The sequence below is a fragment of the Streptomyces davaonensis JCM 4913 genome (genome assembly GCF_000349325.1).
Taxonomy (GTDB): domain Bacteria; phylum Actinomycetota; class Actinomycetes; order Streptomycetales; family Streptomycetaceae; genus Streptomyces; species Streptomyces davaonensis.
Genome location: NC_020504.1, coordinates 5,218,018 through 5,244,393 on the forward strand (window position 1 = coordinate 5,218,018; position 26,376 = coordinate 5,244,393).

Genomic DNA, 26,376 nt, shown 5'->3' on the forward strand with positions numbered 1-26,376 from the left:
CGGTATGGGTGTGGAAGCGGGCGCGCAGGCCGCGCGTTCCCGGGCCATGGCCGTGCTGCGGATCCGCAGCCGGGCGCTGGCCGTCGCCCTGCTGCCCGCCGCGCTCGCCGTGGTGCTGCTGGCCGGTGGCTCCACCGGGCATCTCGTGGGCCCCGGCTGGCATGCCGCGCGCTGGGTGATGACCTGCGTGGGCGTGCTCGTCCTGCTGGCCGCGGGCGGCATCGCGCTGATCGTCGCCCGGTCCCGGCCGGCCCTCAGTCCTACGGTCCCGATCGCCGAGGAGTCGGCCCCCGACCTGTACCGCATGGTGCGCGACCTGGCCGACCGCCTCGACGTACCGGCCCCGTCCGCGATAGCGCTCACCCCGGACTGCGACAGCTGGCTGGAGGACCGCACGCATCCGGCCCACGGCCCGCCCCAGCCCGAGGACCGCGACGAGCTCACCAGCGGCCTGCGCGGCCCGCACCGCCGGGCCACCGCGGCTCCGGTCCTGGTCATCGGCTCCCCGTTCCTGTGGTGGATGCGGGTGGGCGAGCTGCGCGCCGTCCTCGCGCCGGTCGTGGCCGGTACGGGCCCCTCGGCGCACCCCGACATAGCCGCGGCCCGCCGTTTCGTACGGGGCCTGGACGCGGCGGTGGCGGTCAGCTCGGCGCCGAACCGGGGACCGCTGTCCCGGGCCGTCCTCTCCGGCGTCGGCCGGGTGGCCCGCCTGCTGCTGCACAGTTGCCGGGAGCACGCGGCGCAGATGGAGCGGGGCGTGGCCGCGGCGGCGGCCGAGCGTGCACAGGCTGTGGATTACGGACTGCGCATCGTCGCCCAGGAACAGGTGGGCCTGGCGTACGCGGGCTGGGACCGGCTGCTGACCCGGGTCGCTCTCCCGGCCTGGCGGATGGGCCGCTGGCCGTCCCGCCTGGACGCGGGCGTGGTGGCGGCGCTGACGGAACTGTCCCGCCGCGACCGCCTGGCCGAGGGCTTCGCCTCCCGGCTGGGCGAGCGCCCGGCGTGCGACCTCCTGGAGGAACCGGGAGCGGTCGACGAGGCGGCGTCCCTGCTGGCCGCCCGCCTCTTCCACGGCGGCCCGGCCGAATCCGGCCCCGACTGGTCCCCGGTGGGCTGGCAGGAGTACCCGGAGGAGGTCGTGGACCGCAAATGGCGTACGGACGCGGCCCGCCTCCACAAGGTCCTGGACTCTCTGGGCATCCGCACCCCGGACCCGCAGACGGAGGGCCCGACCCTGTCCCGCGTCCTGGACCATCTGTCGGCGCCGGAAGGCACCGTGGAGGCGCCCGCGGAGGCACCGGCGGAAGAGCCGCCCACCGCCGAGGCGACCGCGGACGCCGATTCCGACGCCGACGAGCCCGAGAACGAACGCTGTGCCACCCTCGCCGCGGGCCTCACCGCCGAGCTGGCCCGCGAGGAGGCCGCCACCCCCACCGGCCCCACCACCCCCGCCCCCGACCCCACCGGCCTCTGGGACGACGGCACTCTCCCCCTCTTCCCGCTCCAGCCCCCACGCTCGGCGCGAGAACTCCTCGCCGACCACGTCACCGCGATGGTCTGCTGCGCCGCCATGGACACCGCGGGCGCCACCCCCGGCCTGGACTGGCTCGACGGCCCCACCCTCCTCGTCAACGGAGAACGCGCCGCCGACCTCACCCCCCGAGTCCTCAGCCTCATCGAGGAGGGCGATCCGGCCCCGCTGAAGGCGTGGCTGATCGAGTCCGGCATACGCCCGGAGAAGCCGGTACGCCTCGTCTGACGACCGGCGCCTGGAGTCCCGTATTCCACTTTCGGTCAATTCGCAACGAGTAGTGACCGCATGCGTGCGCAATGTGATGTGCTGGGACTGTTCGCGCACGGAGCAAGGGCTTACGACATACACCACGGGGGCACGGGAGGGGAGCGACCATGGGGTCGAAGCCGATCCGCCGCTGGGAGTCGGGAGCACTCGCGCACGGTGTCACGGACCCCTTCGGCCAGGGCCCCGTCCCCTGGCTCCGCGGCGCCGAGACGTACTTCGGCGACTCGGGCCAGGTGGTCCCCTGGTACGTCGACGCCCCCCAGGACGCCCTCCCCGGAACCCACCAGGGCGAACACCGCGTACCCGCCCCCCGCAACACCCGCAACATCCCCACCCCCCGCCCCGAGGGCCCCCGCTCCGCCGATGACGTGAACCGCCAGATCAAGGGCTTCACCTCCACCGGAGCGGTCGCCTCCGGCGAAGCCGTCGACTTCCACATCACCGTCGACCCGCCCCAGGAATTCGCGGTGGACATCTACCGCATCGGCCACTACGGCGGAGACGGCGCCGCGAAGATCACCACCAGTCCGCGCCTCTCCGGCATCGTCCAGCCCCCGCCGCTCACCGCGGACCGCACGGTCTCCTGTCACCACTGGTGGCTCTCCTGGCGGCTCCAGGTCCCGTCGTTCTGGAGCAACGGCGCCTACGTCGCCGTCCTCACCACCGTCGACGGCTACCGCTCCCACATCCCGTTCACCGTCCGCGACAAACACCCGGCGGACCTGCTGCTGCTCCTGCCGGACATCACCTGGCAGGCGTACAACCTCTACCCGGAGGACGGCCGCATCGGCGCCAGCCTCTACCACGCGTGGGACGAGCAGGGCCGGCTCCTCGGCGAGTCCGACGCGGCCACGACCGTCTCCTTCGATCGCCCGTACGCCGGAGCCGGCCTCCCCCTGCACGTCGGCCACGCCTACGACTTCATCCGCTTCGCCGAGCGCTACGGCTATGACCTCGCCTACGCCGACGCCCGCGACCTGCACGCCGGCCAGGTCGACCCCACCCGCTACCGCGGCCTGGTCTTCCCCGGCCACGACGAGTACTGGTCGCCCCATATGCGCCGCACCGTGGAGCTGGCCCGCGAACACGGCACCTCGCTGGTCTTCCTCTCCGCCAACACCATGTACTGGCAGGTGGAGTTGGGCCCCTCCCCGTCCGGCGTCCCCGACCGCCTGCTGACCTGCCGCAAGCGCAGGGGCCCGGGCAAGCCCGTCCTGTGGCGCGAGATCGACCGCCCCGAGCAGCAGCTGGTCGGCATCCAGTACGCGGGCCGGGTCCCCGAGCCCCACCCCCTGATCGTGCGCAACGCCGACCACTGGCTGTGGGACGCCACCTCCGCCCACGAGGGCGACGAACTCGCCGGAATGGTCGCGGGCGAGGCCGACCGCTACTTCCCGCGCACCGCGCTGCCCGAGCACGAGGAGCGCATCCTGCTCGCGCACTCCCCGTACGCCGACGCCGACGGCGCCCTCCGCCACCAGGAGACCTCCCTCTACCGCGCCCCCTCCGGCGCCCTGGTCTTCGCCTCCGGCACCTTCGCCTGGTCCCCGGCTCTGGACCGCCCGGGCCATGTCGACCCCCGTATCCAGCGCGCCACCGCCAACCTCCTGGACCGCATCTGCAAGCGTGACTGAGCCCGGCCCGGGTACCCGCGGGTCGCCCCTGGGCACCCCATGTCCGAGGTCAGCGGCCCATACGGGACAATCGACGCGTTGGACAGAACCACGGGAGGGAACCGTGTCCGGATTCGTAGAAAAGCCCGAGCCTATTCAGGTTCCGGGCCTGGTGCACCTGCACACCGGCAAGGTGCGCGAGCTGTACCAGAACGAGGCGGGCGACCTCGTGATGGTCGCCAGCGACCGTATGTCGGCGTACGACTGGGTGCTCCCGACCGAGATCCCCGACAAGGGACGCGTCCTCACCCAGCTCTCCCTGTGGTGGTTCGACCAGCTCGCCGACCTGGTCCCCAACCACGTCCTGAGCACCGAGCTGCCCGCGGGCGCCCCCGCCGACTGGGCGGGCCGCACCCTGGTGTGCAAGTCGCTGCGGATGGTCCCGGTGGAGTGCGTGGCCCGCGGCTATCTCACCGGCTCGGGCCTGCTGGAGTACAACGACTCCCGCACGGTCTGCGGTCTCGCCCTCCCCGAGGGCCTGGTCGACGGCAGTGAACTGCCCGCCCCGATCTTCACCCCGGCCACCAAGGCCGCGGTCGGCGAGCACGACGAGAACGTCTCCTACGAGGAGGTCGTCCGTCAGGTCGGCGCCGACACCGCCGCCGAGCTGCGCCAGGCGACCATCGCCGTGTACTCCCGCGCCCGGGACATCGCGCGCGAACGCGGGATCATCCTCGCCGACACCAAGTTCGAGTTCGGCTTCGAGGACAGGGCCCTCGTCATCGCCGACGAGGTCCTCACCCCGGACTCCTCCCGCTTCTGGCCGGTGGACCAGTGGGAGCCGGGCCGCGCGCAGCCGTCGTACGACAAGCAGTTCGTGCGCGACTGGCTGACCTCGCCGGAGTCCGGCTGGGACCGCAAGAGCGAGCAGCCCCCGCCGGCCCTGCCGCAGCACGTGGTGGACGCCACCCGCGCCAAGTACGTGGAGGCGTACGAGCGTCTGACGGGGACGAGCTGGGCGTAACGGAAGAAGCCCCCGGTGGGAACCGGGGGCTTCTCGTGGAGCGAACGACGAGGTTCGAACTCGCGACCTCAACCTTGGCAAGGTTGCGCTCTACCAACTGAGCTACGTTCGCATGCGCCGTGGCGCGAGAACCACTATACCCAACCTCGCTCCCGCGCGAGCCGCACCGCCGCGTGCCGGTTCTCCGCTCCGAGCTTGGAGACGGCCGAGGAGAGATAGTTCCGCACGGTCCCCTGGGACAGCGCGGCCCGCTCCGCGATCTCCGCCACGGGGGCTCCGTCGGCGGCCAGTTCCAGCACCTCGGCCTCCCGCGCGGTCAGCGGGGAGTCCCCGGCGGAGATCGCGTCGGCGGCCAACTCGGGGTCCACATAACGGTTTCCGGCCCGGACCGTCCGGATGATCTCGGCGAGCCGCTGGGCGCTGACGGTCTTCGGGACGAACCCGCGCACACCCGCTGCAAGCGCCCGCTTGAGATGCCCCGGGCGGCCATGGCTGGTCACGATCATGACCTGGCAGGACGGCAGTTCCGTCCGCAGCGATGTGGCGACCTTCACACCGTCCGCGCCGGGCATCTGAAGATCCAGCACCGCCACGTCGGGTGCGTGGGCCCGTGCCATCGCCAGCGCCTCCGGGCCTGAGGCCGCTTCGGCGACGACCACCAGGTCGTCCTCCAGCGAGAGCAGCGCGGCCAGCGCACCCCGGATCAGATGCTCGTCGTCGGCGAGCAGCACCCGTACCCGCTCGCTCACACCGCCACCGCCGTCACCGGCACCTCGGCCACCACTCGGAACACTCCTGCCTCAGCCCCCGCCTCCAACGTCCCCGCCACGGCCGCGAGCCGCTCCCGCAGCCCCGCGAGCCCGGAGCCGCCGCCCTTTCCGGCGGCGCCGGCGACCCCGTCGTTCTCCACCGTCAGCACCGCACGCCCCTCCCGTACCCGCACGGACACCGCGCACCGTTCCGCGTTCCCGTGCCGCAGCACATTGGTGGTGGCCTCCCGCACCACCCACGCGAGCGCCGACTGCACCTCGGCGGGCAGCCCCTCGACCGGCCCGCTCACCTCGCAGTCGATCCCGGCTGCCGTCAACACACCCCGCGCACCGGAGAGTTCGGCCCCGAGATCGGCCTCGCGATAGCCCCGTACGACATCCCGCACCTCGCGCTGCGACTCCCGCGCGATCCGCTGGACCTCGATCATCTGCTCCTCGGCCTCGGGCCGCCCGCGCCGGGCGAGCTGCACGGCCAGCTCGCTCTTCAGCGCGATGACCGCGAGATTGCGGCCCATCACATCGTGCAGATCCCGTCCGAACCGCAGCCGCTCCTCGGCGACGGCGAGCCGGGCGCGGGTCTCGCGGGCCTCGTCGAGTTCGTAGACGGCCTTCAGCAGCCAGACGGAGAAGACGGCGGTGAAGGCGAGGAAGCCGCTGCCGGCCAGCACGATCAGCCCGACGACCAGTCCCGCGAGCACGGATCCGTCCATCGCGAACACGACCACGGCCGTACCCGCGCCGAAGCCCGAGACGATCGCATACACGTGCCTGCGTCCGTCCACTCCGAGCGCCATGATGCCCACGCCGAAGACCATGACGACGCCGAAGACGCTGCCCGCGGCCGACTCGGCCGCCTCGCCCCCCGGGCCGTACTCGGCGATGGCGGCGGCCGTGACGGCGACCGCCGAGGTGAGCGCGCCGAGCGTCCACAGCATCCGTACGGGCTGCTCGCGCAGGCCGCGCACCCAGTCCACGGCCCGTGCCACGGTCAGGGCGCAGACCGCAGCGTGGGCGCACACCAGCAGCATCAACAGGGCACCGAGCCCGCCGCCGATCTGTCCCATGACCGGCAGTCCGGCCCCGGCGACCTCGACCACCGCGAAGAACTGGAACGACCCCCGGGTGTACGTCTCCACCTTCGCCGGGGTGCTCTTGCCCCGCCACCAACTGCCCGGCCCGCGCATGCGCCCGTTCCCCCTCACCTCAACGCCGGGGTTCCCAGCGGAACCACCGTCCTACAGCAAACACGGCCACCGTGGTCCAGGCCAGCGCGGTGAGCAGCGCGCCCGTCGCCTCGTACGCCGACAGCTCTCCGGTCCAGCCACCCCGGACGAGGGTGACCACCGGGGTCAGCGGCAGGACTTCGCACACCGAGGCCACCCGGTCGGGCAGCAGCTCCAGCGGGAAGGCCATGCCGGAGAAGAGCATCGAGACGAACACCACGGGCAGCGTGGTGACCTGGGCGCTCTCGGTGGTGCGGGTGAACGCCGAGGTGACGGCCGCGAGCGCGGCGCACAGCACCAGCCCGAGCGGCAGCGCCAGGACGGCGAGGTGCGGGGCGCGGGGTGCGGGCATGTCGAGGAGGACCGCACAGCCGGCCGCGAGGAGCACGGACTGGGTGAGGCCGGTGGTGACGGCGGGCAGGGCGGATCCGGCGAGGATCTCGTTGTCCCGCAGCTCACCGGTGCGCAGCCGCTTGAGGACGAGTTCCTCGCGCCGCGCGGTGAAGACGCCGACGAGCGCCCCGTACACCGCGAAGAGCAGCGAGAACCCGATGGCGGCGGGCAGGATGACGGTGCCTGCGGTGAGGCCGTGCTCCGCCAGGTCCATGTCCCTGGTCGCCGAGTACACGCTGAACGGCAGGACCAGGGGAACGAACAGGGCGGCGAAGAGGGTTCCCCTGCTGCGTCCGAGCAGGGTGAGCTCGGCACGGGCCAGCGCCGCCATCCGGCCCGCCGGGGTGGTGAGGGTGCTGCTCATGCGGCGTACTCCTTCTTCGTCTCGACGGTTTCCGTCGCCTCCCGCGCGATCCTCAGGAACGCCTCCTCCAGCGAGGCCGACCGCACGTCGAGCCCCCGCAGCTCCACTCCGGCCGCCTCGGCCCACACCAGCAGCCGGGTCGCCGCCCGCTGGAGCTCATGGGTGCGCAGCCGGACGACCCGTCCCTCGACCTCGTGCCCGGACACGCCCAGCTCGCCGAGCGGCGGCAGATCGCCCAGGAAGTAGCCCTCGGGCAGTTCGAAGGCGATGCGCGAGGGCTGGGACGCGGTCACCTCGGCCGGGGTCCCGGCGGCCGCGATCCGCCCCTCGTGCAGGATCGCCAGCCGGTCGGCGAGACCCTCGGCCTCCTCCAGGTAGTGCGTGGTCAGCAGCACGGTCGTACCGGCGTCGCGCAGCCCGCGCACCAACTCCCAGGTGTCCCGGCGCCCTTCGGCGTCAAGACCGGTCGTCGGCTCGTCCAGGAACAGCACCTCGGGATCCCCGAGCAGCGCGAGCGCCAGGTCCAGGCGCCGCCGCTCACCCCCGGACAACTGTTTCACCCGCACGTCGGCCTTCGCGGCGAGACCGACCCGCTCCAGCACCTCCAGCGGAGGCCGCGCCCCGCTGACACACCCGGCCCACATTCGCGCGGTCTCGGCGACGGTCAGCTCGGACGGGAACCCGCCCTCCTGAAGCATGACCCCGGTCCGCGGCCGTACGGCGGCCCGCTCGGCGTGGGGATCGTGGCCGAGCACCCGCACCTGTCCCCCGGCCGGCCGGGCGAGCCCCTCCAGCAGTTCGACGGTGGAGGTCTTGCCCGCGCCATTGGTGCCCAGCAACGCGAAGACCTCGCCGCGGGCCACCGAGAAGGTGATTCCGCGTACCGCCTCGAACCCGCCCCCGTACACACGCCGCAGGTCGGTGACCTCAATCACGTGTCCGTGTTCGTTCCTGTCCATGACTTCAGCCTCCCGGTGTTCCGGGCCACTCGGCAGTGCGCGCTGTCATCGCCGCGCATGACAAATGTCAGAAGCAAGTGGGGACAGTCGACGGGAAACACGAAAAGACCCCGGTCCAGTGGACCGGGGTCTCATTCCCGAGCGGACGACGAGGCTCGAACTCGCGACCTCAACCTTGGCAAGGTTGCGCTCTACCAACTGAGCTACGTCCGCATTGCCTCCGACCGGCTCTCACCGATCGGTGCGAGCACCAGCCTACCTGATCCACAAGGGACCTTGGTACGGCGATGCAGAGCGGGTGACAGGAATTGCACACTGCGCCTTCCCCCTGGAAGGGGGATGTTCTACTACTGAACTACACCCGCATGTACTCCGTGAGCTGGGATTTTTCCGTCCCCGCCCCTCGGCGTGCTCCAGACTCTAGCTGATCCAGAGGGGTGCAGCGCAAGTCGGTTGTCCTCAGGGCCCGCTGACGGCCCCGAGGACGGTGGCCGGGAGGGACCCCTACTGCGCCGCGGCGAATGCTTCGTAGACCTTCTTGGGGATCCGGCCGCGGGCCGGTACGTCCATCTTGTTGGCCTGGGCCCAGGCCCGGACGGCCGCCGGGTCGGGGGCGACCTCGGTCTGCCGGTAGGCCTTGCCGGAGCGCGACCGCTTGCGGCCGGCCTCCACGTAGGGCTCAAGCGCCTTACGCAGTTTCTCGGCATTCGTTTGATTCAGGTCGATCTCGTACGACTTGCCGTCGAGTCCGAAGGCGATCGTTTCCGCCGCTTCCGAGCCGTCGATGTCGTCAAAGAGGGTGACCACGACCTTCTGCGCCACGAAATTGGTCCCTTCGTACGGCACGGGTGACAATTCATTTGTACAGTGCCCGACAATGCATTGTGAAGCCCGACTAAATCCTTCCGCGTGTCCGAGCGCAATAGGTTTCGGGTGACGATCTCGGATCTTTCCCGGAACTTTTCCGTGTACCCCCACTTCCGCCGGTTCGTGACCGCCCTCACGTAGATTCCTACAAGTCGACGCGCGTAGAAATTTTGTGCAGGTAGTCTGAAACCACCTTGCAGGAACCTGCTCAGCACCACACCACCGGGAGTGCACGTGGCACGCGTCGTAGTCGACGTCATGCTCAAGCCGGAGATCCTCGACCCCCAGGGCCAGGCGGTGCAGCGCGCACTGCCGCGACTGGGTTTCGAAGGCATCTCCGACGTCCGTCAGGGAAAGCGTTTCGAACTGGAAGTTGACGGGCCGGTCGACGAGGCCGCGCTCGCCCGCATCCATGATCTTGCGGAATCCTTCCTCGCCAACACCGTGATCGAGGACTTCACCGTCAAGGTGGAGGAAGTCGCGGAGGCCGCGAAGTGACCGCTCGTATTGGCGTCGTCACTTTCCCGGGGAGTCTCGACGACCGGGACACCCAGCGCGCGATCCGCCTCGCGGGCGCCGAACCGGTCGCCCTCTGGCACAAGGACAAGGACCTCCACCAGGTCGACGCGGTCGTCCTTCCCGGCGGTTTCTCCTACGGCGACTATCTGCGCGCCGGAGCCATCTCCCGCTTCTCGCCGGTGATGGAGACCGTCATCGAGCAGGCGAAGGCCGGACTGCCGGTCCTCGGCATCTGCAACGGCTTCCAGATCCTCACCGAGGCGCACCTGCTTCCCGGCGGGATGCTCGGCAACGACCACCTGCACTTCATCTGCCGCGACCAGAAGCTGCGGGTGGAGAACGCGTCCACGGCCTGGACCAGCGACTACGAGGCGGGCCAGGAGATCCACATCCCGCTGAAGAACATGGACGGCCGCTACGTCGCCGACCAGTACACGCTGGACAAGCTGGAGGCCGAGGGCCGGGTCGCGTTCCGGTACCTGGACTTCAACCCCAACGGCTCGCTCAACGACATCGCCGGCATCACCAACGAGGCCGGCAACGTCGTAGGCCTCATGCCGCACCCGGAGCACGCCGTCGAGCCCCTGATCGGGTCAGGCCGCACCGACGGTCTCCCGTTCTTCACCTCGATCCTCAAGAAGCTGGTCAACGCATGAGCCGGACGCCTCTGGACACGGTCGAGCACGCGGCCGCGACCCCCGACGTCGAGCTGCCCTGGGCCGAACTCGGTCTGAAGAAGGACGAGTACGAGAGGGTCGTCGAGATCCTCGGCCGCCGCCCCACGGGCGCGGAGCTGGCCATGTACTCCGTCATGTGGTCCGAGCACTGCTCGTACAAGTCCTCCAAGGTCCACCTCCGCCAGTTCGGCGAGAAGGCCCCGCAGTCCGACGCGCTGCTTGTCGGCATCGGCGAGAACGCCGGTGTCGTGGACGTCGGCCAGGGCTACGCGGTCACCTTCAAGGTCGAGTCGCACAACCACCCCTCCTACGTCGAGCCCTACCAGGGCGCGGCCACGGGCGTCGGCGGCATCGTGCGCGACATCATCGCGATGGGCGCGCGTCCGGTCGCGGTCGTGGACCCGCTGCGCTTCGGCGCGGCCGACCACCCCGACACCAAGCGCGTCCTGCCGGGCGTCGTCGCCGGCATCGGCGGCTACGGCAACTGCCTGGGCCTGCCCAACATCGGCGGCGAGGTCGTCTTCGACTCCTGCTACCAGGGCAACCCGCTGGTCAACGCCGGTGCCATCGGTGTGATGCGGCACGAGGACATCCACCTCGCGAAGGCGTCCGGCGCGGGCAACAAGGTCATCCTGTACGGGGCCCGTACGGGTGGTGACGGCATCGGTGGTGCGTCCATCCTGGCTTCGGAGACCTTCGACGACGCCAAGCCGTCGAAGCGTCCGGCCGTGCAGGTCGGTGACCCCTTCCAGGAGAAGCTGCTGATCGAGTGCACGCTCGAAGCCTTCGCCGAGAAGCTGGTCGTCGGCATCCAGGACCTCGGCGCGGCCGGACTCTCCTGCGCCACCTCCGAGCTGGCCTCGAACGGCTCCGGCGGCATGACCGTCACCCTGGACGACGTACCGCTGCGCGACTCGACGCTCTCTCCTGAGGAGATCCTCATGAGCGAGTCGCAGGAACGCATGTGCGCGGTCGTGGAGCCGGAGAAGGTCGCCCGGTTCCTGGAGATCTGCGAGAAGTGGGACGTCATCGCCACCGTCATCGGTGAGGTGACGGACGGCGACCGCCTGGAGATCTTCTGGCACGGCGGCAAGATCGTCGACGTCGACCCGCGTACGGTCGCGCACGACGGCCCGGTCTACGAGCGCCCCTACGCCCGCCCGTCCTGGCAGGACGAGCTCCAGGCGGACGACGCGAACAAGCTGCCGCGGCCCGCTTCCGCGCAGGAGCTGAAGGACCAGGTCCTGAAGCTGGTGGCGTCCCCCAACCAGGCGTCGAAGAAGTGGATCACGTCGCAGTACGACCACTTCGTGCAGGGCAACACGGTGCTGGCCCAGCCGGAGGACTCCGGCATGATCCGCATCGACGAGGAGACCGGCCTCGGCGTCGCCATCGCGACGGACGGCAACGGCCGTTACGCGAAGCTGGACCCGTACCACGGTGCCCAGCTGGCGCTGGCCGAGGCGTACCGGAACGTGGCGACGACGGGTGCCAAGCCCCTCGCGGTCTCCGACTGCCTGAACTTCGGCTCGCCCGAGGACCCGGCGGTGATGTGGCAGTTCGCGGAGGCCATCCGTGGTCTGGCGGACGCCTGCCAGCAGCTCGGCACCCCGGTGACCGGCGGCAACGTCTCCCTGTACAACCAGACGGGCGAGGCCGCCATCCACCCGACCCCGGTGGTCGCGGTCCTCGGCGTCATCGACGACGTGGCCCGTCGCACCCCGGTCGCCTTCCAGGAGGAGGGCCAGCTGCTGTACCTCCTCGGCGACACGCGTGAGGAGTTCGGCGGCTCGGCCTGGTCCCAGGTCGTCCACGACCACCTCGGCGGACTGCCCCCGAAGGTGGACCTGGAGCGCGAGCGGCTGCTCGCCGAGATCCTGATCTCCGCCTCCCGCGACGGCATGATCGACTCGGCGCACGACCTGTCCGACGGCGGTCTGGTCCAGGCGGTCGTGGAGTCGGCGCTGCTCGGTGGCAAGGGCGCCCGCCTGGTCGTCCCGGACGGTCTGGACGCCTTCACCTTCCTCTTCTCGGAGTCGGCGGGCCGCGCGGTCGTCGCCGTGCCCCGCTCGGAGGAGGTCCGCTTCAACGACATGTGCGGTGCGCGGGGCCTTCCGGTCACCCGCATCGGTGTCGTCGACGGCGACGCGGTGGACGTACAGGGCGAGTTCACGCTCTCCCTGACCGAACTCCGCGAGGCGCATGAGGCGACGATTCCGGCGCTGCTGGCGTAGTCGTCCCGTCAGTTGCAGGAAGCCCCCGTCCGGTCAGCCGGGCGGGGGCTTCGGCATGTTCACCAGTCACCGTTCACCGGAAAGAGTGCTTGCACGGAATTACGTAGTTCCGTAATCTCGAAGCATGGACCTGGAAGAGCGCGTCACCGATCTCGAACGCCGACTGGCGGCACTTGAAGCAGTGGGCCGCACCACCCCGCGCGTCGGCGAGGGCGACTTCTGGGCCTTGGAGACCTTGAAGGAGCAGATGGCCGAGGCGGGAGCCGCGGACGGAGGCGTCCTGTTCACCGGGGAGGTGCGGCTGCCCACCGGGGAGCAGTACGGCTGGCAGCGCACCGCGCTCGTCGAGGATCTGCTGGACGAGGAGTGGTCGGAAATCACCGACGCGTTCGCCGCGCTCGCTCATCCGGTACGGCTGCGGCTGCTGCGCGAGGTGCTCGGCGGCCGACGCACCGTGGCCGAGCTGACCGCGCTGGAGGAGCTCGGCACGACCGGCCAGATCTACCACCACCTGCCCCAACTGACCGGCGGGGGCTGGCTGCGCGCCACCGCACGCGGCCGCTACGAAGTGCCGCCAGGACGGGTCGTACCACTGCTCGTCATACTCGCGGCGGCCCGGCCGTAGGCCAACGAGCCCAACCGCGGCACAGGGTCTCGGGCAACTCCAGCGAGCCGCATGTGCACTTCCAGGTAATGGGACGGACCCGACCTGGACACCGCCCATGCTTCGAAGTGCCGGTGCCCGCCGATCAGTCTGCCTAGGCTTGATCGCATGCCCCCGGCCAAGAAGCGTGCCCGCGCCTACGATCCCGTCAAGACCCGCACCGCCGTCCTCGCCCAGTTCCGGCACGTGCAGGCCGCCGTGCGTGGGCTGACGGCCGAGCAACTCGCGCTGCCCACCCGGCTCGGCGAGTGGACCGTACGGGAGCTGGTCGCGCACATCGGGATGGCGCTGACGGCCATCGGGCGCTCCCTGGACCTGCCGGAGCCGCCCAAGCCGGACGCCGTGCTGCTGGACTGGCCGTTCGCGACCGCCGCCAGCTCCTCTGCCATCGACGAGTTCACCCGGCGCCTGGTCCAGGAGAACCCGGACCTCGACACCTACCTCGCCGACATCGCCCGCACCCTAGAGGAGCAGCTCGACACCCACCCGGGCACCCGGCTGCTCCAGACCAACGCCGGCGCCCTGCCACTGGCCGACTACCTGGTCACCCGAGCCGTGGAACTCGTCGTCCACACCGACGACCTCAACGCCGCGGTGCCGGGGCTGGAGGTGCCGTACGACCGGCAGGCCCTCGCCGCAACCGCCCGGCTGCTCGCCGACGCGCTCGCGGTGAAGGCGCCCGGCGGCTCGACCGAGGTGCGGATCCCGCCGTATGCCGTCGTGCAGTGCGTCGAGGGCCCCCGACACACCCGGGGCACCCCGCCCAACGTCGTCGAGACCGACCCGCTGACCTGGGTCCGGCTGGCGACCGGGCGGATCCAGTGGCGGGACGCGGTCGAGGAGGCGAAGGTCAGCGCCGGCGGGGAGCGCGCCGATCTGAGCGGTCTGCTGCCCCTGATGAGCTGACCGCACGACGCACGACACAACGGACCGATAACGACCCCGAACCCAACACCCGCCTCGTGCGTCGAAGAGACATGAAGCGGACCACAAGTGTGAAGTACGCCGCCGCGGCCCTGGCCGGCACCGCCGTGCTGGCCGCCTGCGGCACGGAATCCGGCAGCGGCAGCGGCTCGGTGGGTGACGGTGAGAAGACGAAGAAGGCCACCGACATCGCGGACACCCGCTGGGTCCCGCAGAAGGTGACGGTCGACGGCAAGGAGTACGGCCTGCCGACCGAGGACAAGCACTTCCGGGTCGATCAGGCGTACGTCGTGCTCAAGCCCGGCGCCGCCGAGCCCGACGTCAGCGGCGGGGACTCGGGCGGCACGGTCGGCTGCAACGACTTCGGCGCCGACGTCGAGATCGAGGGCGACACCGTCAAGATCACCGATCTCGCCTCGACCGCTATGGGCTGCCCCGGTCCCGTGCAGGAGTTCGAGGAGCGGTTCCTGAGCGTGTTCACCGGCACCCTCAAGGCCGCCGTCGAGGAGCGAGAGGGCGCCAAGACCCTCACGCTGACCAGCAAGGACGGCGACTCGATCACCCTGGGCGAGGGAGCGGCGAAGGACGAGCCGGAGCCCGCCCTGAAGGGCACCAAGTGGACCATCGACACCCTGGTCTCCGGCAAGGGCGACGACTCCACGGCCAAGTCCCTGCCCAAGGGGACCAAGGCCCACCTCACCCTGGGTGAGGACGGCACCGCGAGCGGCAACCTCGGCTGCAACAACTTCCGCGGCGAGGCCGCCGTCAAGAACGGCACCATCGAGTTCGGTCGTCTGTCCACCACGCGCATGCTGTGCGAGGGCCCGGTGATGAAGGCGGAGCAGGAGATGATCGACATCCTCACCGGCAAGGTGTCCTACCAGCAGAAAGACCAGACGCTGACCCTCACGAAGGCCTCCGGGGACGGTCTCGTCGCCCATGCGAAGTAAGAAAGCCCACTCCCAGCGAATTCGGACCAGTGGTCGATCTCGCCTACACTCGGAGCCGTGCCACGTGGTGACGGTCGACTCAATCACGATCTGCTCCCCGGCGAGAAAGGCCCCCAGGACGCGTGTGGCGTCTTCGGTGTCTGGGCTCCGGGCGAAGAGGTCGCAAAGCTCACGTACTTCGGGCTCTACGCCCTCCAGCATCGGGGCCAGGAATCCGCGGGAATCGCGGTCAGCAACGGCTCCCAGATCCTCGTCTTCAAGGACATGGGCCTGGTGTCCCAAGTCTTCGACGAGACCTCTCTCGGTTCGCTCCAGGGTCATATCGCGGTCGGTCACGCCCGCTACTCGACCACCGGTGCCTCCGTGTGGGAGAACGCCCAGCCGACGTTCCGTGCCACCGCGCACGGCTCCATCGCGCTCGGCCACAACGGAAACCTCGTCAACACCGCCCAGCTCGCCGAGATGGTCGCCGACCTGCCCAAGCAGGAGGGCCGCACCCCGCGTGTGGCGGCGACCAACGACACCGACCTGCTGACCGCGCTGCTTGCGGCCCAGGTCGACGAGGACGGCAAGCCGCTGACCATCGAAGAGGCCGCCCACCGGATCCTCCCGCAGGTCAAGGGCGCCTTCTCGCTGGTCTTCATGGACGAGCACACCCTCTACGCCGGCCGTGACCCGCAGGGCATCCGCCCGCTGGTCCTCGGCCGCCTGGAGCGTGGCTGGGTCGTCGCGTCCGAGTCCGCCGCTCTGGACATCTGCGGCGCCAGCTTCGTGCGCGAGATCGAGCCCGGCGAGTTCATCGCCATCGACGAGAACGGCCTGCGCACCTCGCGATTCGCGGAAGCGAAGCCCAAGGGCTGTGTCTTCGAGTACGTGTATCTGGCCCGCCCGGACACCGACATCGCCGGCCGCAATGTGTACCTCTCCCGCGTGGAGATGGGCCGCAAGCTCGCGAAGGAAGCCCCGGTCGAGGCCGACCTGGTCATAGCGACCCCGGAATCCGGCACCCCGGCCGCCATCGGCTACGCGGAGGCCTCCGGCATCCCCTTCGGCGCGGGCCTGGTGAAGAACGCCTACGTCGGCCGTACGTTCATCCAGCCCTCGCAGACGATCCGGCAGCTCGGCATCCGCCTGAAGCTGAACCCGCTGAAGGAAGTCATCAAGGGCAAGCGCCTGGTCGTCGTCGACGACTCCATCGTGCGCGGCAACACCCAGCGCGCCCTGGTCCGCATGCTCCGTGAGGCCGGCGCCGCCGAGGTCCACATCCGGATCTCCTCGCCGCCCGTGAAGTGGCCCTGCTTCTTCGGCATCGACTTCGCCACCCGCGCCGAGCTGATCGCCAACGGCATGACCATCGACGAGATCGGCACCTCGCTGGGCGCCGACTCGCTGGCGTACATCTCCATCGACGGCATGATCGAGGCGACCACCATCGCCAAGCCGAACCTCTGCCGCGCCTGCTTCGACGGTGAGTACCCGATGGAGCTCCCGGACCCCGAGCTGCTCGGAAAGCAGCTTCTGGAGACCGAGCTGGCGGCCGGCCCGGCCGCCACGGCCGCGGCCGACGCGATCCGTCGCCCGTAAGCCCCCGTAGTACGACACGAAAGTTCTCAAGGTCATGTCTGCAGAGACCACTGGTGCCAGCTACGCAGCCGCGGGCGTCGACATCGAGGCGGGCGACCGCGCCGTAGAGCTGATGAAGGAGTGGGTGAAGAAGACCCAGCGCCCCGAGGTCCTCGGCGGCCTCGGCGGTTTCGCCGGCCTCTTCGACGCCTCCGCCCTCAAGCGCTACGAGCGCCCGCTGCTCGCCTCCGCCACCGACGGCGTCGGCACCAAGGTCGACGTCGCACGTCAGATGGGCGTCTACGACACCATCGGCCACGACCTCGTGGCGATGGTCATGGACGACATCGTGGTGTGCGGCGCCGAGCCGCTGTTCATGACGGACTACATCTGCGTCGGCAAGGTCCACCCCGAGCGGGTGGCGGCCATCGTGAAGGGCATCGCCGAGGGCTGTGTCCTCGCTGGCTGTGCCCTGGTCGGCGGCGAGACGGCCGAACACCCCGGCCTGCTCGGTCCGGACGACTTCGACGTCGCGGGCGCCGGTACCGGCGTCGTGGAGGCCGACCGGCTGCTCGGCGCGGATCGCATCCGTAAGGGTGACACCGTGATCGCCATGGCGGCCTCCGGTCTTCACTCGAACGGGTACTCGCTGGTCCGGCACGTCCTGCTGAACCAGGCCGGGCTCGCCCTGGACGCGCGGATCGAGGAGTTCGGCCGCACCCTCGGCGAGGAGCTGCTGGAGCCCACCAAGATCTACTCGCTGGACTGCCTGGCGCTGACCCGGACCGCCGAGGTGCACGCGTTCAGCCATGTCACCGGTGGCGGTCTGGCCGCCAACCTGGCCCGCGTGATCCCGGACGGTCTGCACGCGATCGTCGACCGCGCCACCTGGACCCCGGCCCCGATCTTCGACCTCGTCGGCAGGACCGGCTCGGTCGAGCGTCTGGAGCTGGAGAAGACCCTGAACATGGGCGTCGGCATGATCGCGATCGTGCCGGAGGAGTCCACGGACGTGGCACTGGCGACGCTGGCCGACCGCGGGGTCGAGTCCTGGGTCGCCGGCGAGATCACCGACCGGGGCGACCACGAGACGGGCGCCGCCCTGATCAACGACTACGCCGTCTGACCTTCGCACAAGGCAGCGCAAAACCCGGTCCGGCGGCGGGAACCGCCTCGGACCGGGCTGAGCGCAGCTAGTAGAACGTCAAGCGCCGCGGCGTTGAGACGTGGGACCGGACTCGTCGTCCTCGTCCTCATCGTCGTCGTTGTACAGATCCGCGTACTGGGCGTACGGGTCATCGTCGTCTTCGTCGTCCTCGAACGGCTCGCCGTTAGGCGGCTGGTTCGAAGTCGAAGCGCCCAGCTCGTTGGCCAGACGCGACAGGTCAGTCCCGCCGCTGTTGTACTTCAGCTGGCGGGCGACCTTCGTCTGCTTGGCCTTGGCCCGGCCGCGCCCCATGGCTCGACCCCCTCGGTGACGGGGCTCGACGGCCCCAGAGTCTTGACACGCGTTCATGATCCGGAACGGACTCTCCTCGGAGAGACCGGCCCGTAGGGCTTCCACGGTACCTGAGCCCACGCGCATACGGTACGTCGCCCGCAGCACGTGCCTGGACCCAGGACCCTCGGGGCGCCCCGTCCCCGCTGGTCAACCGCGATTTTAACTACTTCTGGGCGGGCGACCCGCCGACGAACGTGAGAGTTCTCTCTAAGTGCTCGCCGACGGGTACCGGACGCGTTCAAGAGCGCCTCGAGGGGCGGACCATCAGCGTGCCCGGCGGGCCTCCGCCATCCGCTGCTCGGCGATCCGGTCGGCCGCGGCGGCCGGCGGAATTCCGTCCGCCTTCGCACGCGCGAATATGGCGAGCGTGGTGTCGTAGATCTTGGCCGCCTTCGCCTTGCACCGCTCGAAGTCGAAGCCGTGCAGCTCGTCGGCGACCTGGATGACACCGCCGGCGTTCACCACGTAGTCCGGCGCGTAGAGGATCCCGCGGTCGGCGAGGTCCTTCTCCACGCCCGGGTGGGCGAGCTGGTTGTTGGCGGCGCCGCAGACCACCTTGGCGGTCAGTACCGGCACGGAGTCGTCGTTGAGGGCCCCGCCGAGCGCACAGGGCGCGTAGATGTCGAGGTTCTCGATCCGGATCAGCGCCTCGGTGTCGGCCACGGCCGTCACCCCCGCGTGCCGCTCGGTGATCCGGCGCACGGCGTCCTCGCGGACGTCGGTCACGAAGACCTCGGCGCCCTCCGACACGAGGTGCTCGACCAGGTGGTGGCCGACCTTGCCGACGCCTGCGATGCCGACGCGCCTGCCGCGCAGCGAGGGGTCGCCCCACACGTACTGGGCGGAGGCCCGCATGCCCTGGTAGACGCCGAAGGCGGTGAGCACGGAGGAGTCACCGGCCCCGCCGTTCTCCGGGGAGCGCCCGGTGGTCCAGCGGCACTCGCGGGCCACGACGTCCATGTCGGCGACATAGGTGCCGACGTCGCAGGCGGTGACGTAGCGGCCGCCGAGGGAGGCCACGAAGCGGCCGTAGGCGAGCAGCAGCTCCTCGCTCTTGATCGTCTCCGGGTCGCCGATGATCACGGCCTTGCCGCCGCCGTGGTCAAGACCGGCCATGGCGTTCTTGTACGACATCCCGCGCGCGAGGTTCAGGGCGTCGGCGACGGCCTCCTCCTCGGTCGCGTAGGGGTAGAAGCGCGTACCGCCGAGCGCGGGGCCCAGCGCGGTGTTGTGGATGGCGATGACGGCCTTGAGTCCGCTGGCGCGGTCCTGGCAGAGCACGACCTGCTCATGTCCCCCCTGCTCCGAGTGGAACAGGGTGTGCAGGACGCCGTCGGTTACGTCGGTCACTGTGGTGACTCCTGGGTAAGTAGCGGCGGTTGGGAGCAGCTCCCTGGGGTGGCGGGAACTGTGTGGGTCGAGATTAGAGCCTGGAGCGCCCCGCCACCTCGACGTGCTCAGGATCACCTACTCCCGGGGTACCCCCGTGCGACGATTTACATAGATTTCCAGCCGCTTTGTGAGCGGGTTTCGCAGGTTTTCCTGGCAGCGGGCGGGGGAGGGAGCAGGCGTGCCCAAGGTGTCCTCGGTGATCGTCCCGTACGCGACCTACTTGCGCGTGTACGAGCCGCTGGCCGCCTTCCCCGAACCCGAGCGCGGCCACTGGACGCGCTACGCCCGCCGCACCGACCGCCCCTCGTACCAGGACGAACTGCGCCGCGCCCTCGCCGACTTGCTGCCCACCCCGCCGGTCCCGGTGCCGGTGCACGAGAGCCTGGACGCGTTCGTGCTGGAGGTGGACGGCGTGGTCTGCGTCTGCCCCTGGCGCACCCGGCTGCGCGGCTGGCAGGCGCTCGGCGACCTGGCCGAGGAGTTCCCGGCACCGGTCCTGGACGCGCTGCTCCCCCCGGTCGTACGGCGGCAGGCCACCCAGGACTACGAGCGGTGGCTGGCGCGCAACCCGGACGCCCGGCCCTGGATCCGCACCTCGACCTGGCAGGTGCCGCTGCACTGGTTCGTCCTCGTCTCCGACGAGGAGCGGCGCTACGACAAGGGCACCGGCGAGATCCCGCCGCTGCTGCGGTACCGGACTCCGATGGTGCAGGCGCGGCGCCGGGTGGCGCGGGCGCTCAGGACGCTGAAGGACACCATCGACGAAGGACCGCTGGTGGACGGCCTGGTGGAGGTCGGGCGCTGGCTGGAGGAGTTCCATCCGCGGTCCCTGGTCGAACTCGACTACGGCGGCCTGGTGCACGTCCTGCCGGCCGGTGAGCTGGAGGACGACCACTCGGCGGCGGACGTGGCCGAGGGCATCGCCGCGCTGCGCGCCGGGGACGGCTCGGCGGCGGGGGCGGCGTACGGGCGGCTCGTGGAGCGGTGGCGGTCGGTACGGGATCGGCGCTCGGCCAACTGAGGCCCCGAGCCTGCCGAGTGTGGCCCAGGTCACGAACTGACGTTTGACCAGACGCCCAATATGGGGTTTCGTCCTCCCTCACGTGCGACCCGAGTTGCTGAAGTTTCGTCAACAAGGGACGTACGACCCGATCCGGGCGTTCACCTCAAGGTGTGTCAAGCGTGACGGACCGCACTTACGCGGCCCTTGCGTCCCTTCCCCACCCTCATGCCAAAATAGGACAAGGAGTCCGGGGAGGACTCCGCTCGCATTGCACGCTTTGGGGGGTCTGGTGACTCCTGATCGCCCTGTGACTGATCGTCACAGCGGCGTGACTGTCCGCTATGGCATGGTCCATCGGCTTCCGTCGCTGATGAACACCTGGAGGGGCAATTCCATCGGTTTGGCCGACGCGGCTGGACAGATGGTGTAGTTGTAGTGCCGAGGACAAGCCGTTCGTCCTATAACCGACTCGACTCGCGTCCGCCATTTCGGGCAACGCGGGTCAAGGTGCAGAATTTAGAGGAAAGAACCGAGAAGGTTCGGTTCTCCCGAGGAGGCCGCTCATGACCGCTCGCACCCCTGATGCCGAGCCGCTGCTGACCCCGGCTGAGGTCGCCACCATGTTCCGCGTCGACCCCAAGACGGTCACGCGGTGGGCGAAGGCCGGAAAGCTCACGTCCATCCGTACGCTCGGCGGACACCGCCGTTACCGCGAGGCTGAGGTCCGCGCTCTGCTCGCGGGCATCCCGCAGCAGCGCAGCGAGGCCTGAACAACTACATAACCGGGCAATTCGGCAGGTCCCCCAACATGTCGAGACGCCCGGGCCCTACAGCTCCAAGCGACGCGGGTACTGCCCCAACAGGACCCACGCCCACGGCTTCAGGCAACTGACAGGGTGCGTCGTAGATCGCGCTGGACTCCGCCGGGTCCAGCGCGATCTTTTTTGTGCGCCCTGACAGGCTCCCGGACGGCTCTGTGTGTGGCCTTGTCGGACCCTGGGGAGGGCTGTCGGATCTCCTGTGGGTGCGGCCTCGGGAGTGGTGCAATTGCACATATTAAATTGACCAGTTGTAGGTGGGGTGTAAGTACCGCGGTTCCGGAAACTCATGCGGTGACACCCGTCACATGCCAGGGAGCTTGTTGCCTTTGGTCTATGTGCGCTAGAGGAGCCACGCGTTCCAGCGTCCCTTGGCGGGGCGGGTGTTGAGGCCGGCGAAGGTCACGCGGGGGAGGGGCTGCCGTCCTCGACGGGCTCGGCGGGCTCGGCCGCCTCGACCCGCTCGTCGGGCATGTGGTCGGCGGGAGGCGGTACGGAGTCCATGGCGAGCCGCAGGAGCTGATGGCAGATCGGACAGTGGCGGGTGAGATGCCGGTAGGAGGAAGCGGCCGCCAGATGCGCGCGGAGCAACGCCCGCGTCTCGTGCCTAGCCGAAGCCGCCATACGCCACCTCCAGGGGCCGTACGGAGAAGGAGCCCTGGTTTCTGGGTACCGAGCGAATGTGACGCCGTCAAGACGGCATGAGCGGACGCGGGGCGCCTTCGTGCCCTCCGCGTGCCCTCTGCGAGGCAACGCAGAAGGGCCCGGATCTTTCGATCCGGGCCCTTCATTCATCTTGCGGTCCTGACGGGATTTGAACCCGCGGCCTCCACCTTGACAGGGTGGCGAGCACTCCAAACTGCTCCACAGGACCAGGTTTCGCGGCGCTTTTTCTTGCGTTGCGCTGCGAGAAGAGACTGTACAGGAGGGTGGGTGTCCTGGTCGAACTCACCCTCTGTGCGGGAACCGTTACGGCGCCAGCGCGTCGATCGCCTTCACGATCCGCTTGTCCGAGACCGGGTACGCCGTGCCGAGCGCATGGGCGAAATAGCTCACCCGGAGCTCCTCGATCATCCAGCGGACGTCGAGCACCTGCTGCGGCATCGGACGCCCCTGCGGCATCTGCTCCAGCAGCCACGCGTACTCGTCCTGCATCTCATGGACCTTCTCCATACGGGTCGTGTCCCGCTGGACCCCCGTCGGCATCTGCTGAAGCCGCCGGTCCGCCGCCACCAGGTACCGCATCAGATCCGGCAGCCGCCGAATCCCCGCCGACGTCACGAAACCGGGCTTCACCAGCGCGTTGAGCTGCTTACGGACATCCGTCAGGTTTGCCAGCAGCACAGGGCTCTGTACGGCCTTGAGACGGCGCTCACAGGCCTGCCAGGCGGCCAGCACCTGCTGCACCTGCCCGACCGTACGCACCGTGGTGTCGACGATCTCCGCACGGACCTTGTCGTACAGCTTCCGGTACGACTCCTCGTCCCACGCCGGCCCCCCGAAGTCCCCGATCAACCTGTCCGCCGCGGCCATCGCGCAGTCGTCGAACAGAGCCTGCATCGAGCCGTGCGGATTCGCGGACAGGGCGAGCTTCTGGGCATTCGTCAGCTTCTCGGACGCGAACTTGGCCGCGTTGACCGGGATGTTGCGCAGGATCAGACGCCGGGTGCCCTGCCACATCGCCAGCGCCTGTTCCGCCTCGGTGTCGAAGAGCCGCACGGACACGGTGTCGCCGTCGTCCACCAGCGCCGGGTAGGCCTTCACCGGCTGCCCCGCGCGACGCGTCTCGAAGACCCGGGTGAGCGTGCCGATCGACCAGTCCGTCAGACCCTTGCGCTCCAGGGACTCCCCGCCCTCGCGGGAAGCGGTGGCCGCCGCGGCCTGCGACAGCGCCTGGCGCGCCTTCGGCTTCAGCTGGAGCTTCAACGCCTCCAGATCCTTGTCCTCGGCCAGCTTGCGGCGCCGCTCGTCGACGATCCGGAAGGTGATCCGCAGATGGTCCGGAAGCCTCGCCCAGTCGAAGTCGTCCGCCTCGAAGGGCACGCCCACCATGCGCTTCAGCTCACGGGCCATCGTCACCGTCAGCGGCTCCTGGAGCGGGACCGCCGTATCAAGGAACCGCTTGGCGAAGTTCGGCGCCGGCACGTAATTGCGGCGGATCGGCTTCGGGAGCGAGCGGATCAGCTCCGTCACGACCTCCTCCCGCAACCCCGGGATCTGCCAGTCGAAGCCCTCGTCGGTGACCTGATTGAGCACCTGGAGCGGGATGTGGACCGTCACCCCGTCCGCGTCCGCGCCCGGCTCGAACTGGTACGTCACCCGGAACTTCAACGGCCCCTGCCGCCAGGAGTCCGGATAGTCGGCCTTGGTGACCGCCTCCGCCGACTCCCGGATCAGCATCTCCCGCTCGAAGTCCAGGAACTCCGGCTCCTCGTGCCGCTTCCGCTTCCACCACGAGTCGAAGTGGGCGCCGGACACGACGTGTTCGGGCACCCGACGGTCGTAGAAGTCGAAGAGCGTGTCGTCGTCGACGACGATGTCCCGCCGCCGGGCGCGGTGTTCGAGCTCCTCGACCTCGCTCAGCAGCTTGCGGTTGTCGGCGAAGAACTTGTGATGCGTACGCCAGTCACCCTCGACGAGCGCATTGCGGATGAACAGCTCGCGGGAGACCTCGGCGTCGATCCGGCCGTAGTTCACCTTGCGCTGGGCGACGATCGGCACCCCGTACAGCGTGACCTTCTCGTACGCCATCACCGCGGCCTGGTCCTTCTCCCAGTGCGGTTCGGAGTACGTCCGCTTCAGCAGATGCCCGGCCAGCGGCTCGACCCACTCCGGCTCGATCTTCGCGTTGACCCGGGCCCACAGCCGCGAGGTCTCCACCAGCTCGGCGGACATCACGAACCGCGGCTGCTTCTTGAACAGGGCCGAGCCCGGAAAGATCGCGAACTTGGCGTTGCGGGCGCCCAGATACTCGTTCTTGTTGCCGTCCTTCACGTCCTTCATACCGACGTGCGAGAGCAGACCGGCCAGGAGAGACACATGGACACTCTGGTCGGCCGCGTCCTCCTCGTTCAGATGGATGCCCATCTGCTTGGCGACGGTCCGCAGCTGGGTGTAGATGTCCTGCCACTCACGGATCCGCAGGAAGTTCAGATACTCCTGCTTGCACATCCGCCGGAAGGAACTGGAACCGCGCTCCTTCTGCTGCTCGCGCAGGTACCGCCAGAGATTGAGATAGGCGAGGAAGTCGCTGGTCTCGTCCTTGAAGCGGGCGTGCTGCTGGTCCGCCTGCGCCTGCTTGTCGACGGGGCGCTCGCGCGGGTCCTGGATGGACAGCGCGGCGGCTATCACCATCACCTCGCGGACACAGCCGTTCCGGTCCGCCTCCAGCACCATCCGGGCCAGACGGGGGTCGACGGGCAGCTGCGCGAGCTTGCGGCCGGTGTCGGTGAGCCGCTTGCGCGCGTCCTTCTGTGCCGGGTCCAACGCGCCCAGCTCCTGGAGGAGTTGGACACCGTCACGGATGTTGCGATGGTCCGGCGGATCGATGAACGGGAACTTCTCGATGTCGCCGAGACCGGCGGCGGTCATCTGGAGGATGACGGAGGCGAGGTTGGTGCGCAGGATCTCGGCATCGGTGAACTCTGGCCGAGCAAGGAAGTCGTCCTCGCTGTACAGCCGAATACAGACACCGTCACTCGTACGACCACAACGGCCCTTGCGCTGGTTGGCGCTGGCCTGGGAGACCGCCTCGATGGGCAGCCGCTGGACCTTGGTGCGATGGCTGTAACGGCTGATACGGGCGAAGCCGGGGTCGATGACGTACTTGATCCCGGGAACGGTCAGCGAGGTCTCGGCGACGTTGGTCGCCAGAACGATCCTGCGACCGGTGTGCGGCTGAAAGACACGATGCTGCTCGGCATGCGACAGCCGCGCGTACAGCGGCAGCACCTCGGTGAACCGGTACTTCTTCTTCTCGAGCGCATCGGCGGTGTCCCGGATCTCCCGCTCACCGGAGAGAAAGACGAGGATGTCGCCCTTCCCCTCACCCTGGAGCTCCTCCACGGCGTCACAGATGGCGGTGATCTGATCCCGGTCCGCGTCGTCGGAGTCCTCTTCGAGGAGGGGCCGGTAACGCACCTCCACGGGGTACGTCCGCCCGCTGACCTCGACGATCGGGGCGTCACCGAAATGCCGGGAGAACCGCTCGGGGTCGATGGTCGCGGAGGTGATCACGACCTTGAGATCGGGCCGACGCGGCAGCAACTGCGCCAGATACCCGAGCAGGAAATCAATGTTCAGGGACCGCTCGTGGGCCTCGTCGATGATGATCGTGTCGTAGGCACGCAGCTCACGGTCGGTCTGGATCTCGGCGAGCAGGATGCCGTCCGTCATCAGCTTGATGAAGGTGGCGTCCGGATTCACCTGATCGGTAAAACGAACCTTCCAGCCGACGGCCTCGCCAAGAGGGGTGTTCATCTCCTCGGCGACGCGCTCAGCCACCGTACGAGCGGCGATCCGACGGGGCTGCGTATGCCCGATCATGCCGCGCACACCACGCCCGAGCTCCATACAGATCTTCGGAATCTGCGTGGTCTTACCGGACCCGGTCTCACCAGCGACGATGACGACCTGATGATCGCGAATAGCGGCCGCGATCTCGTCCTTCTTCTGGCTGACCGGCAACTGCTCGGGATACGAGACGGCCGGCACCCGGGCCCGCCGCTCCCCCATCCGCTCCTCGGCCTTCGCGACCTCGCCCTCGATCTCGGCGAGCACAGCGGCGCGAGCCTCCGGCTTACGGATCTTGCGCGCACCTTCGAGCCGCCGACCGATCCGATGCGCATCACGCAGCGAAAGCTCGGTCAGACGGGGGGCGAGAGCGCCGAGGGCGGGGGCAGGGTGCGTAGACATACGCGACCCAGGATCTCATCCCACCGATTTCCCTGGCGAACGCTTTTGGCCCGCCCGAGCGTGAGGGAGGGCCGGGGGAACAGATCAAGGGCCCCGACCGTTTGGTCGGGGCCCTTGGATGGTGGCTGGGGCCGGGGTCGAACCGGCGACCTATCGCTTTTCAGGCGATCGCTCGTACCAACTGAGCTACCCAGCCACGAGGC

At 69.4% G+C, this 26,376-nt stretch carries 22 protein-coding genes and 5 tRNA genes; 13 read left to right on the plus strand and 14 right to left on the minus strand.

Features of this window, described 5'->3' with window-relative positions:
• Positions 1-4 precede the first annotated feature (4 nt).
• The 3 genes from BN159_RS23060 to BN159_RS23070 all read left to right on the plus strand — a co-directional run bounded on the left by BN159_RS23060 (position 5) and on the right by BN159_RS23070 (position 4,438).
• Positions 5-1,759, plus strand: a complete 1,755-nt coding sequence (locus BN159_RS23060; protein ID WP_041819686.1) for a M48 family metalloprotease — start codon at positions 5-7, stop codon at positions 1,757-1,759.
• A 149-nt stretch (positions 1,760-1,908) separates the two neighbouring features.
• Positions 1,909-3,435 (plus strand): N,N-dimethylformamidase beta subunit family domain-containing protein, encoded by a 1,527-nt coding sequence (locus BN159_RS23065; RefSeq protein ID WP_015659410.1) that lies wholly within the window; start codon positions 1,909-1,911, stop codon positions 3,433-3,435.
• A 103-nt stretch (positions 3,436-3,538) separates the two neighbouring features.
• Positions 3,539-4,438, plus strand: coding sequence for a phosphoribosylaminoimidazolesuccinocarboxamide synthase (locus BN159_RS23070; protein WP_015659411.1), 900 nt, complete (start codon positions 3,539-3,541; stop codon positions 4,436-4,438).
• A gap of 36 nt (positions 4,439-4,474) precedes the next feature.
• On the opposite strand, the gene BN159_RS23075 is transcribed toward BN159_RS23070, so the two are convergent.
• From BN159_RS23075 to BN159_RS23110, 8 genes are all read right to left on the minus strand, one after another.
• Positions 4,475-4,550, minus strand: a tRNA-Gly gene (locus BN159_RS23075).
• A 22-nt stretch (positions 4,551-4,572) separates the two neighbouring features.
• On the minus strand, positions 4,573-5,187 hold the full coding sequence (locus BN159_RS23080) for a response regulator transcription factor (RefSeq protein WP_015659412.1): 615 nt from the start codon (positions 5,185-5,187) through the stop codon (positions 4,573-4,575).
• The gene (locus tag BN159_RS23085) at positions 5,184-6,392 is read right to left on the minus strand and encodes a sensor histidine kinase (protein ID WP_015659413.1); all 1,209 of its coding nucleotides are present in this window, start codon (positions 6,390-6,392) and stop codon (positions 5,184-5,186) included. The genes BN159_RS23080 and BN159_RS23085 overlap by 4 nt, the downstream gene beginning before the upstream one ends.
• A gap of 19 nt (positions 6,393-6,411) precedes the next feature.
• Entirely contained in the window at positions 6,412-7,188 is a 777-nt protein-coding gene (locus tag BN159_RS23090) for an ABC transporter permease (protein ID WP_015659414.1), read from the minus strand.
• Entirely contained in the window at positions 7,185-8,147 is a 963-nt protein-coding gene (locus BN159_RS23095) for an ABC transporter ATP-binding protein (RefSeq protein WP_015659415.1), read from the minus strand. Before BN159_RS23095 ends, BN159_RS23090 begins: the two co-directional genes overlap by 4 nt.
• 140 nt (positions 8,148-8,287) lie before the next feature.
• A tRNA-Gly gene (locus BN159_RS23100) sits at positions 8,288-8,360 on the minus strand.
• 80 nt (positions 8,361-8,440) lie between these two features.
• Positions 8,441-8,512: transfer RNA gene (locus tag BN159_RS23105), tRNA-Gly, on the minus strand.
• Positions 8,513-8,651: 139 nt separating this feature from the next.
• Positions 8,652-8,969 (minus strand): histone-like nucleoid-structuring protein Lsr2, encoded by a 318-nt coding sequence (locus tag BN159_RS23110; RefSeq protein WP_041821757.1) that lies wholly within the window; start codon positions 8,967-8,969, stop codon positions 8,652-8,654.
• A 279-nt stretch (positions 8,970-9,248) separates the two neighbouring features.
• Here BN159_RS23110 and purS point away from each other — a divergent pair, with 279 nt between their 5' ends.
• The 8 genes from purS to purM all read left to right on the plus strand — a co-directional run bounded on the left by purS (position 9,249) and on the right by purM (position 17,671).
• A complete protein-coding gene (purS, locus tag BN159_RS23115; protein WP_015659417.1) occupies positions 9,249-9,512 on the plus strand; it encodes a phosphoribosylformylglycinamidine synthase subunit PurS in 264 nt (87 codons plus the stop codon).
• Entirely contained in the window at positions 9,509-10,189 is a 681-nt protein-coding gene (purQ, locus tag BN159_RS23120; RefSeq protein ID WP_015659418.1) for a phosphoribosylformylglycinamidine synthase subunit PurQ, read from the plus strand. The genes purS and purQ overlap by 4 nt, the downstream gene beginning before the upstream one ends.
• Entirely contained in the window at positions 10,186-12,444 is a 2,259-nt protein-coding gene (gene purL, locus BN159_RS23125; RefSeq protein WP_015659419.1) for a phosphoribosylformylglycinamidine synthase subunit PurL, read from the plus strand. The genes purQ and purL overlap by 4 nt, the downstream gene beginning before the upstream one ends.
• A gap of 124 nt (positions 12,445-12,568) precedes the next feature.
• Positions 12,569-13,069: an ArsR/SmtB family transcription factor gene (locus BN159_RS23130; RefSeq protein ID WP_015659420.1), complete on the plus strand. Its 501-nt coding sequence runs from the start codon at positions 12,569-12,571 to the stop codon at positions 13,067-13,069.
• Positions 13,070-13,216: 147 nt separating this feature from the next.
• The gene (locus tag BN159_RS23135; protein ID WP_015659421.1) at positions 13,217-14,014 is read left to right on the plus strand and encodes a maleylpyruvate isomerase family mycothiol-dependent enzyme; all 798 of its coding nucleotides are present in this window, start codon (positions 13,217-13,219) and stop codon (positions 14,012-14,014) included.
• Between the two features lie 71 nt (positions 14,015-14,085).
• The gene (locus tag BN159_RS23140; RefSeq protein ID WP_015659422.1) at positions 14,086-14,982 is read left to right on the plus strand and encodes an META domain-containing protein; all 897 of its coding nucleotides are present in this window, start codon (positions 14,086-14,088) and stop codon (positions 14,980-14,982) included.
• A 57-nt stretch (positions 14,983-15,039) separates the two neighbouring features.
• Positions 15,040-16,566, plus strand: coding sequence for an amidophosphoribosyltransferase (gene purF, locus BN159_RS23145; RefSeq protein ID WP_015659423.1), 1,527 nt, complete (start codon positions 15,040-15,042; stop codon positions 16,564-16,566).
• Positions 16,567-16,600: 34 nt separating this feature from the next.
• Entirely contained in the window at positions 16,601-17,671 is a 1,071-nt protein-coding gene (gene purM, locus BN159_RS23150; protein ID WP_015659424.1) for a phosphoribosylformylglycinamidine cyclo-ligase, read from the plus strand.
• Between the two features lie 78 nt (positions 17,672-17,749).
• On the opposite strand, the gene BN159_RS23155 is transcribed toward purM, so the two are convergent.
• Positions 17,750-18,004: a DUF3073 domain-containing protein gene (locus tag BN159_RS23155; protein ID WP_015659425.1), complete on the minus strand. Its 255-nt coding sequence runs from the start codon at positions 18,002-18,004 to the stop codon at positions 17,750-17,752.
• A gap of 306 nt (positions 18,005-18,310) precedes the next feature.
• Positions 18,311-19,396 carry a Leu/Phe/Val dehydrogenase gene (locus tag BN159_RS23160; protein WP_015659426.1) on the minus strand — a complete coding sequence of 362 codons (1,086 nt, stop codon included), beginning with the start codon at positions 19,394-19,396 and terminating at the stop codon, positions 18,311-18,313.
• A 220-nt stretch (positions 19,397-19,616) separates the two neighbouring features.
• Between BN159_RS23160 and BN159_RS23165 the strand changes: the two genes are divergently transcribed.
• A complete protein-coding gene (locus BN159_RS23165) occupies positions 19,617-20,459 on the plus strand; it encodes a hypothetical protein (RefSeq protein ID WP_015659427.1) in 843 nt (280 codons plus the stop codon).
• Between the two features lie 545 nt (positions 20,460-21,004).
• On the plus strand, positions 21,005-21,211 hold the full coding sequence (gene bldC, locus BN159_RS23170) for a developmental transcriptional regulator BldC (protein WP_003949541.1): 207 nt from the start codon (positions 21,005-21,007) through the stop codon (positions 21,209-21,211).
• 450 nt (positions 21,212-21,661) lie between these two features.
• Here the strand turns inward: bldC and BN159_RS23175 are convergent, their stop codons facing one another.
• The 4 genes from BN159_RS23175 to BN159_RS23190 all read right to left on the minus strand — a co-directional run bounded on the left by BN159_RS23175 (position 21,662) and on the right by BN159_RS23190 (position 26,369).
• Positions 21,662-21,883, minus strand: a complete 222-nt coding sequence (locus tag BN159_RS23175; protein WP_015659428.1) for a DUF6274 family protein — start codon at positions 21,881-21,883, stop codon at positions 21,662-21,664.
• A 175-nt stretch (positions 21,884-22,058) separates the two neighbouring features.
• Positions 22,059-22,133 (minus strand) — tRNA-Asp (locus BN159_RS23180).
• A gap of 95 nt (positions 22,134-22,228) precedes the next feature.
• On the minus strand, positions 22,229-26,173 hold the full coding sequence (hrpA, locus tag BN159_RS23185) for an ATP-dependent RNA helicase HrpA (RefSeq protein ID WP_041819689.1): 3,945 nt from the start codon (positions 26,171-26,173) through the stop codon (positions 22,229-22,231).
• 119 nt (positions 26,174-26,292) lie between these two features.
• Positions 26,293-26,369 (minus strand) — tRNA-Phe (locus BN159_RS23190).
• Positions 26,370-26,376: the final 7 nt, after the last annotated feature.

Bases quoted from the DNA above. Each gene is read 5' to 3' on its own strand.
- BN159_RS23060 (WP_041819686.1), top strand. From the start codon at position 5: ATGGGTGTGGAAGCGGGCGCGCAGGCCGCGCGTTCCCGGGCCATGGCC.
- BN159_RS23065 (WP_015659410.1), top strand. From the start codon at position 1,909: ATGGGGTCGAAGCCGATCCGCCGCTGGGAGTCGGGAGCACTCGCGCAC.
- BN159_RS23085 (WP_015659413.1), bottom strand. From the start codon at position 6,392: ATGCGCGGGCCGGGCAGTTGGTGGCGGGGCAAGAGCACCCCGGCGAAG.
- BN159_RS23090 (WP_015659414.1), bottom strand. From the start codon at position 7,188: ATGAGCAGCACCCTCACCACCCCGGCGGGCCGGATGGCGGCGCTGGCC.
- BN159_RS23095 (WP_015659415.1), bottom strand. From the start codon at position 8,147: ATGGACAGGAACGAACACGGACACGTGATTGAGGTCACCGACCTGCGG.
- purL (WP_015659419.1), top strand. From the start codon at position 10,186: ATGAGCCGGACGCCTCTGGACACGGTCGAGCACGCGGCCGCGACCCCC.
- BN159_RS23130 (WP_015659420.1), top strand. From the start codon at position 12,569: ATGGACCTGGAAGAGCGCGTCACCGATCTCGAACGCCGACTGGCGGCA.
- BN159_RS23135 (WP_015659421.1), top strand. From the start codon at position 13,217: ATGCCCCCGGCCAAGAAGCGTGCCCGCGCCTACGATCCCGTCAAGACC.
- BN159_RS23140 (WP_015659422.1), top strand. From the start codon at position 14,086: ATGAAGCGGACCACAAGTGTGAAGTACGCCGCCGCGGCCCTGGCCGGC.
- purM (WP_015659424.1), top strand. From the start codon at position 16,601: ATGTCTGCAGAGACCACTGGTGCCAGCTACGCAGCCGCGGGCGTCGAC.
- BN159_RS23155 (WP_015659425.1), bottom strand. From the start codon at position 18,004: ATGGGGCGCGGCCGGGCCAAGGCCAAGCAGACGAAGGTCGCCCGCCAG.
- bldC (WP_003949541.1), top strand. From the start codon at position 21,005: ATGACCGCTCGCACCCCTGATGCCGAGCCGCTGCTGACCCCGGCTGAG.
- BN159_RS23175 (WP_015659428.1), bottom strand. From the start codon at position 21,883: ATGGCGGCTTCGGCTAGGCACGAGACGCGGGCGTTGCTCCGCGCGCAT.
- hrpA (WP_041819689.1), bottom strand. From the start codon at position 26,173: ATGTCTACGCACCCTGCCCCCGCCCTCGGCGCTCTCGCCCCCCGTCTG.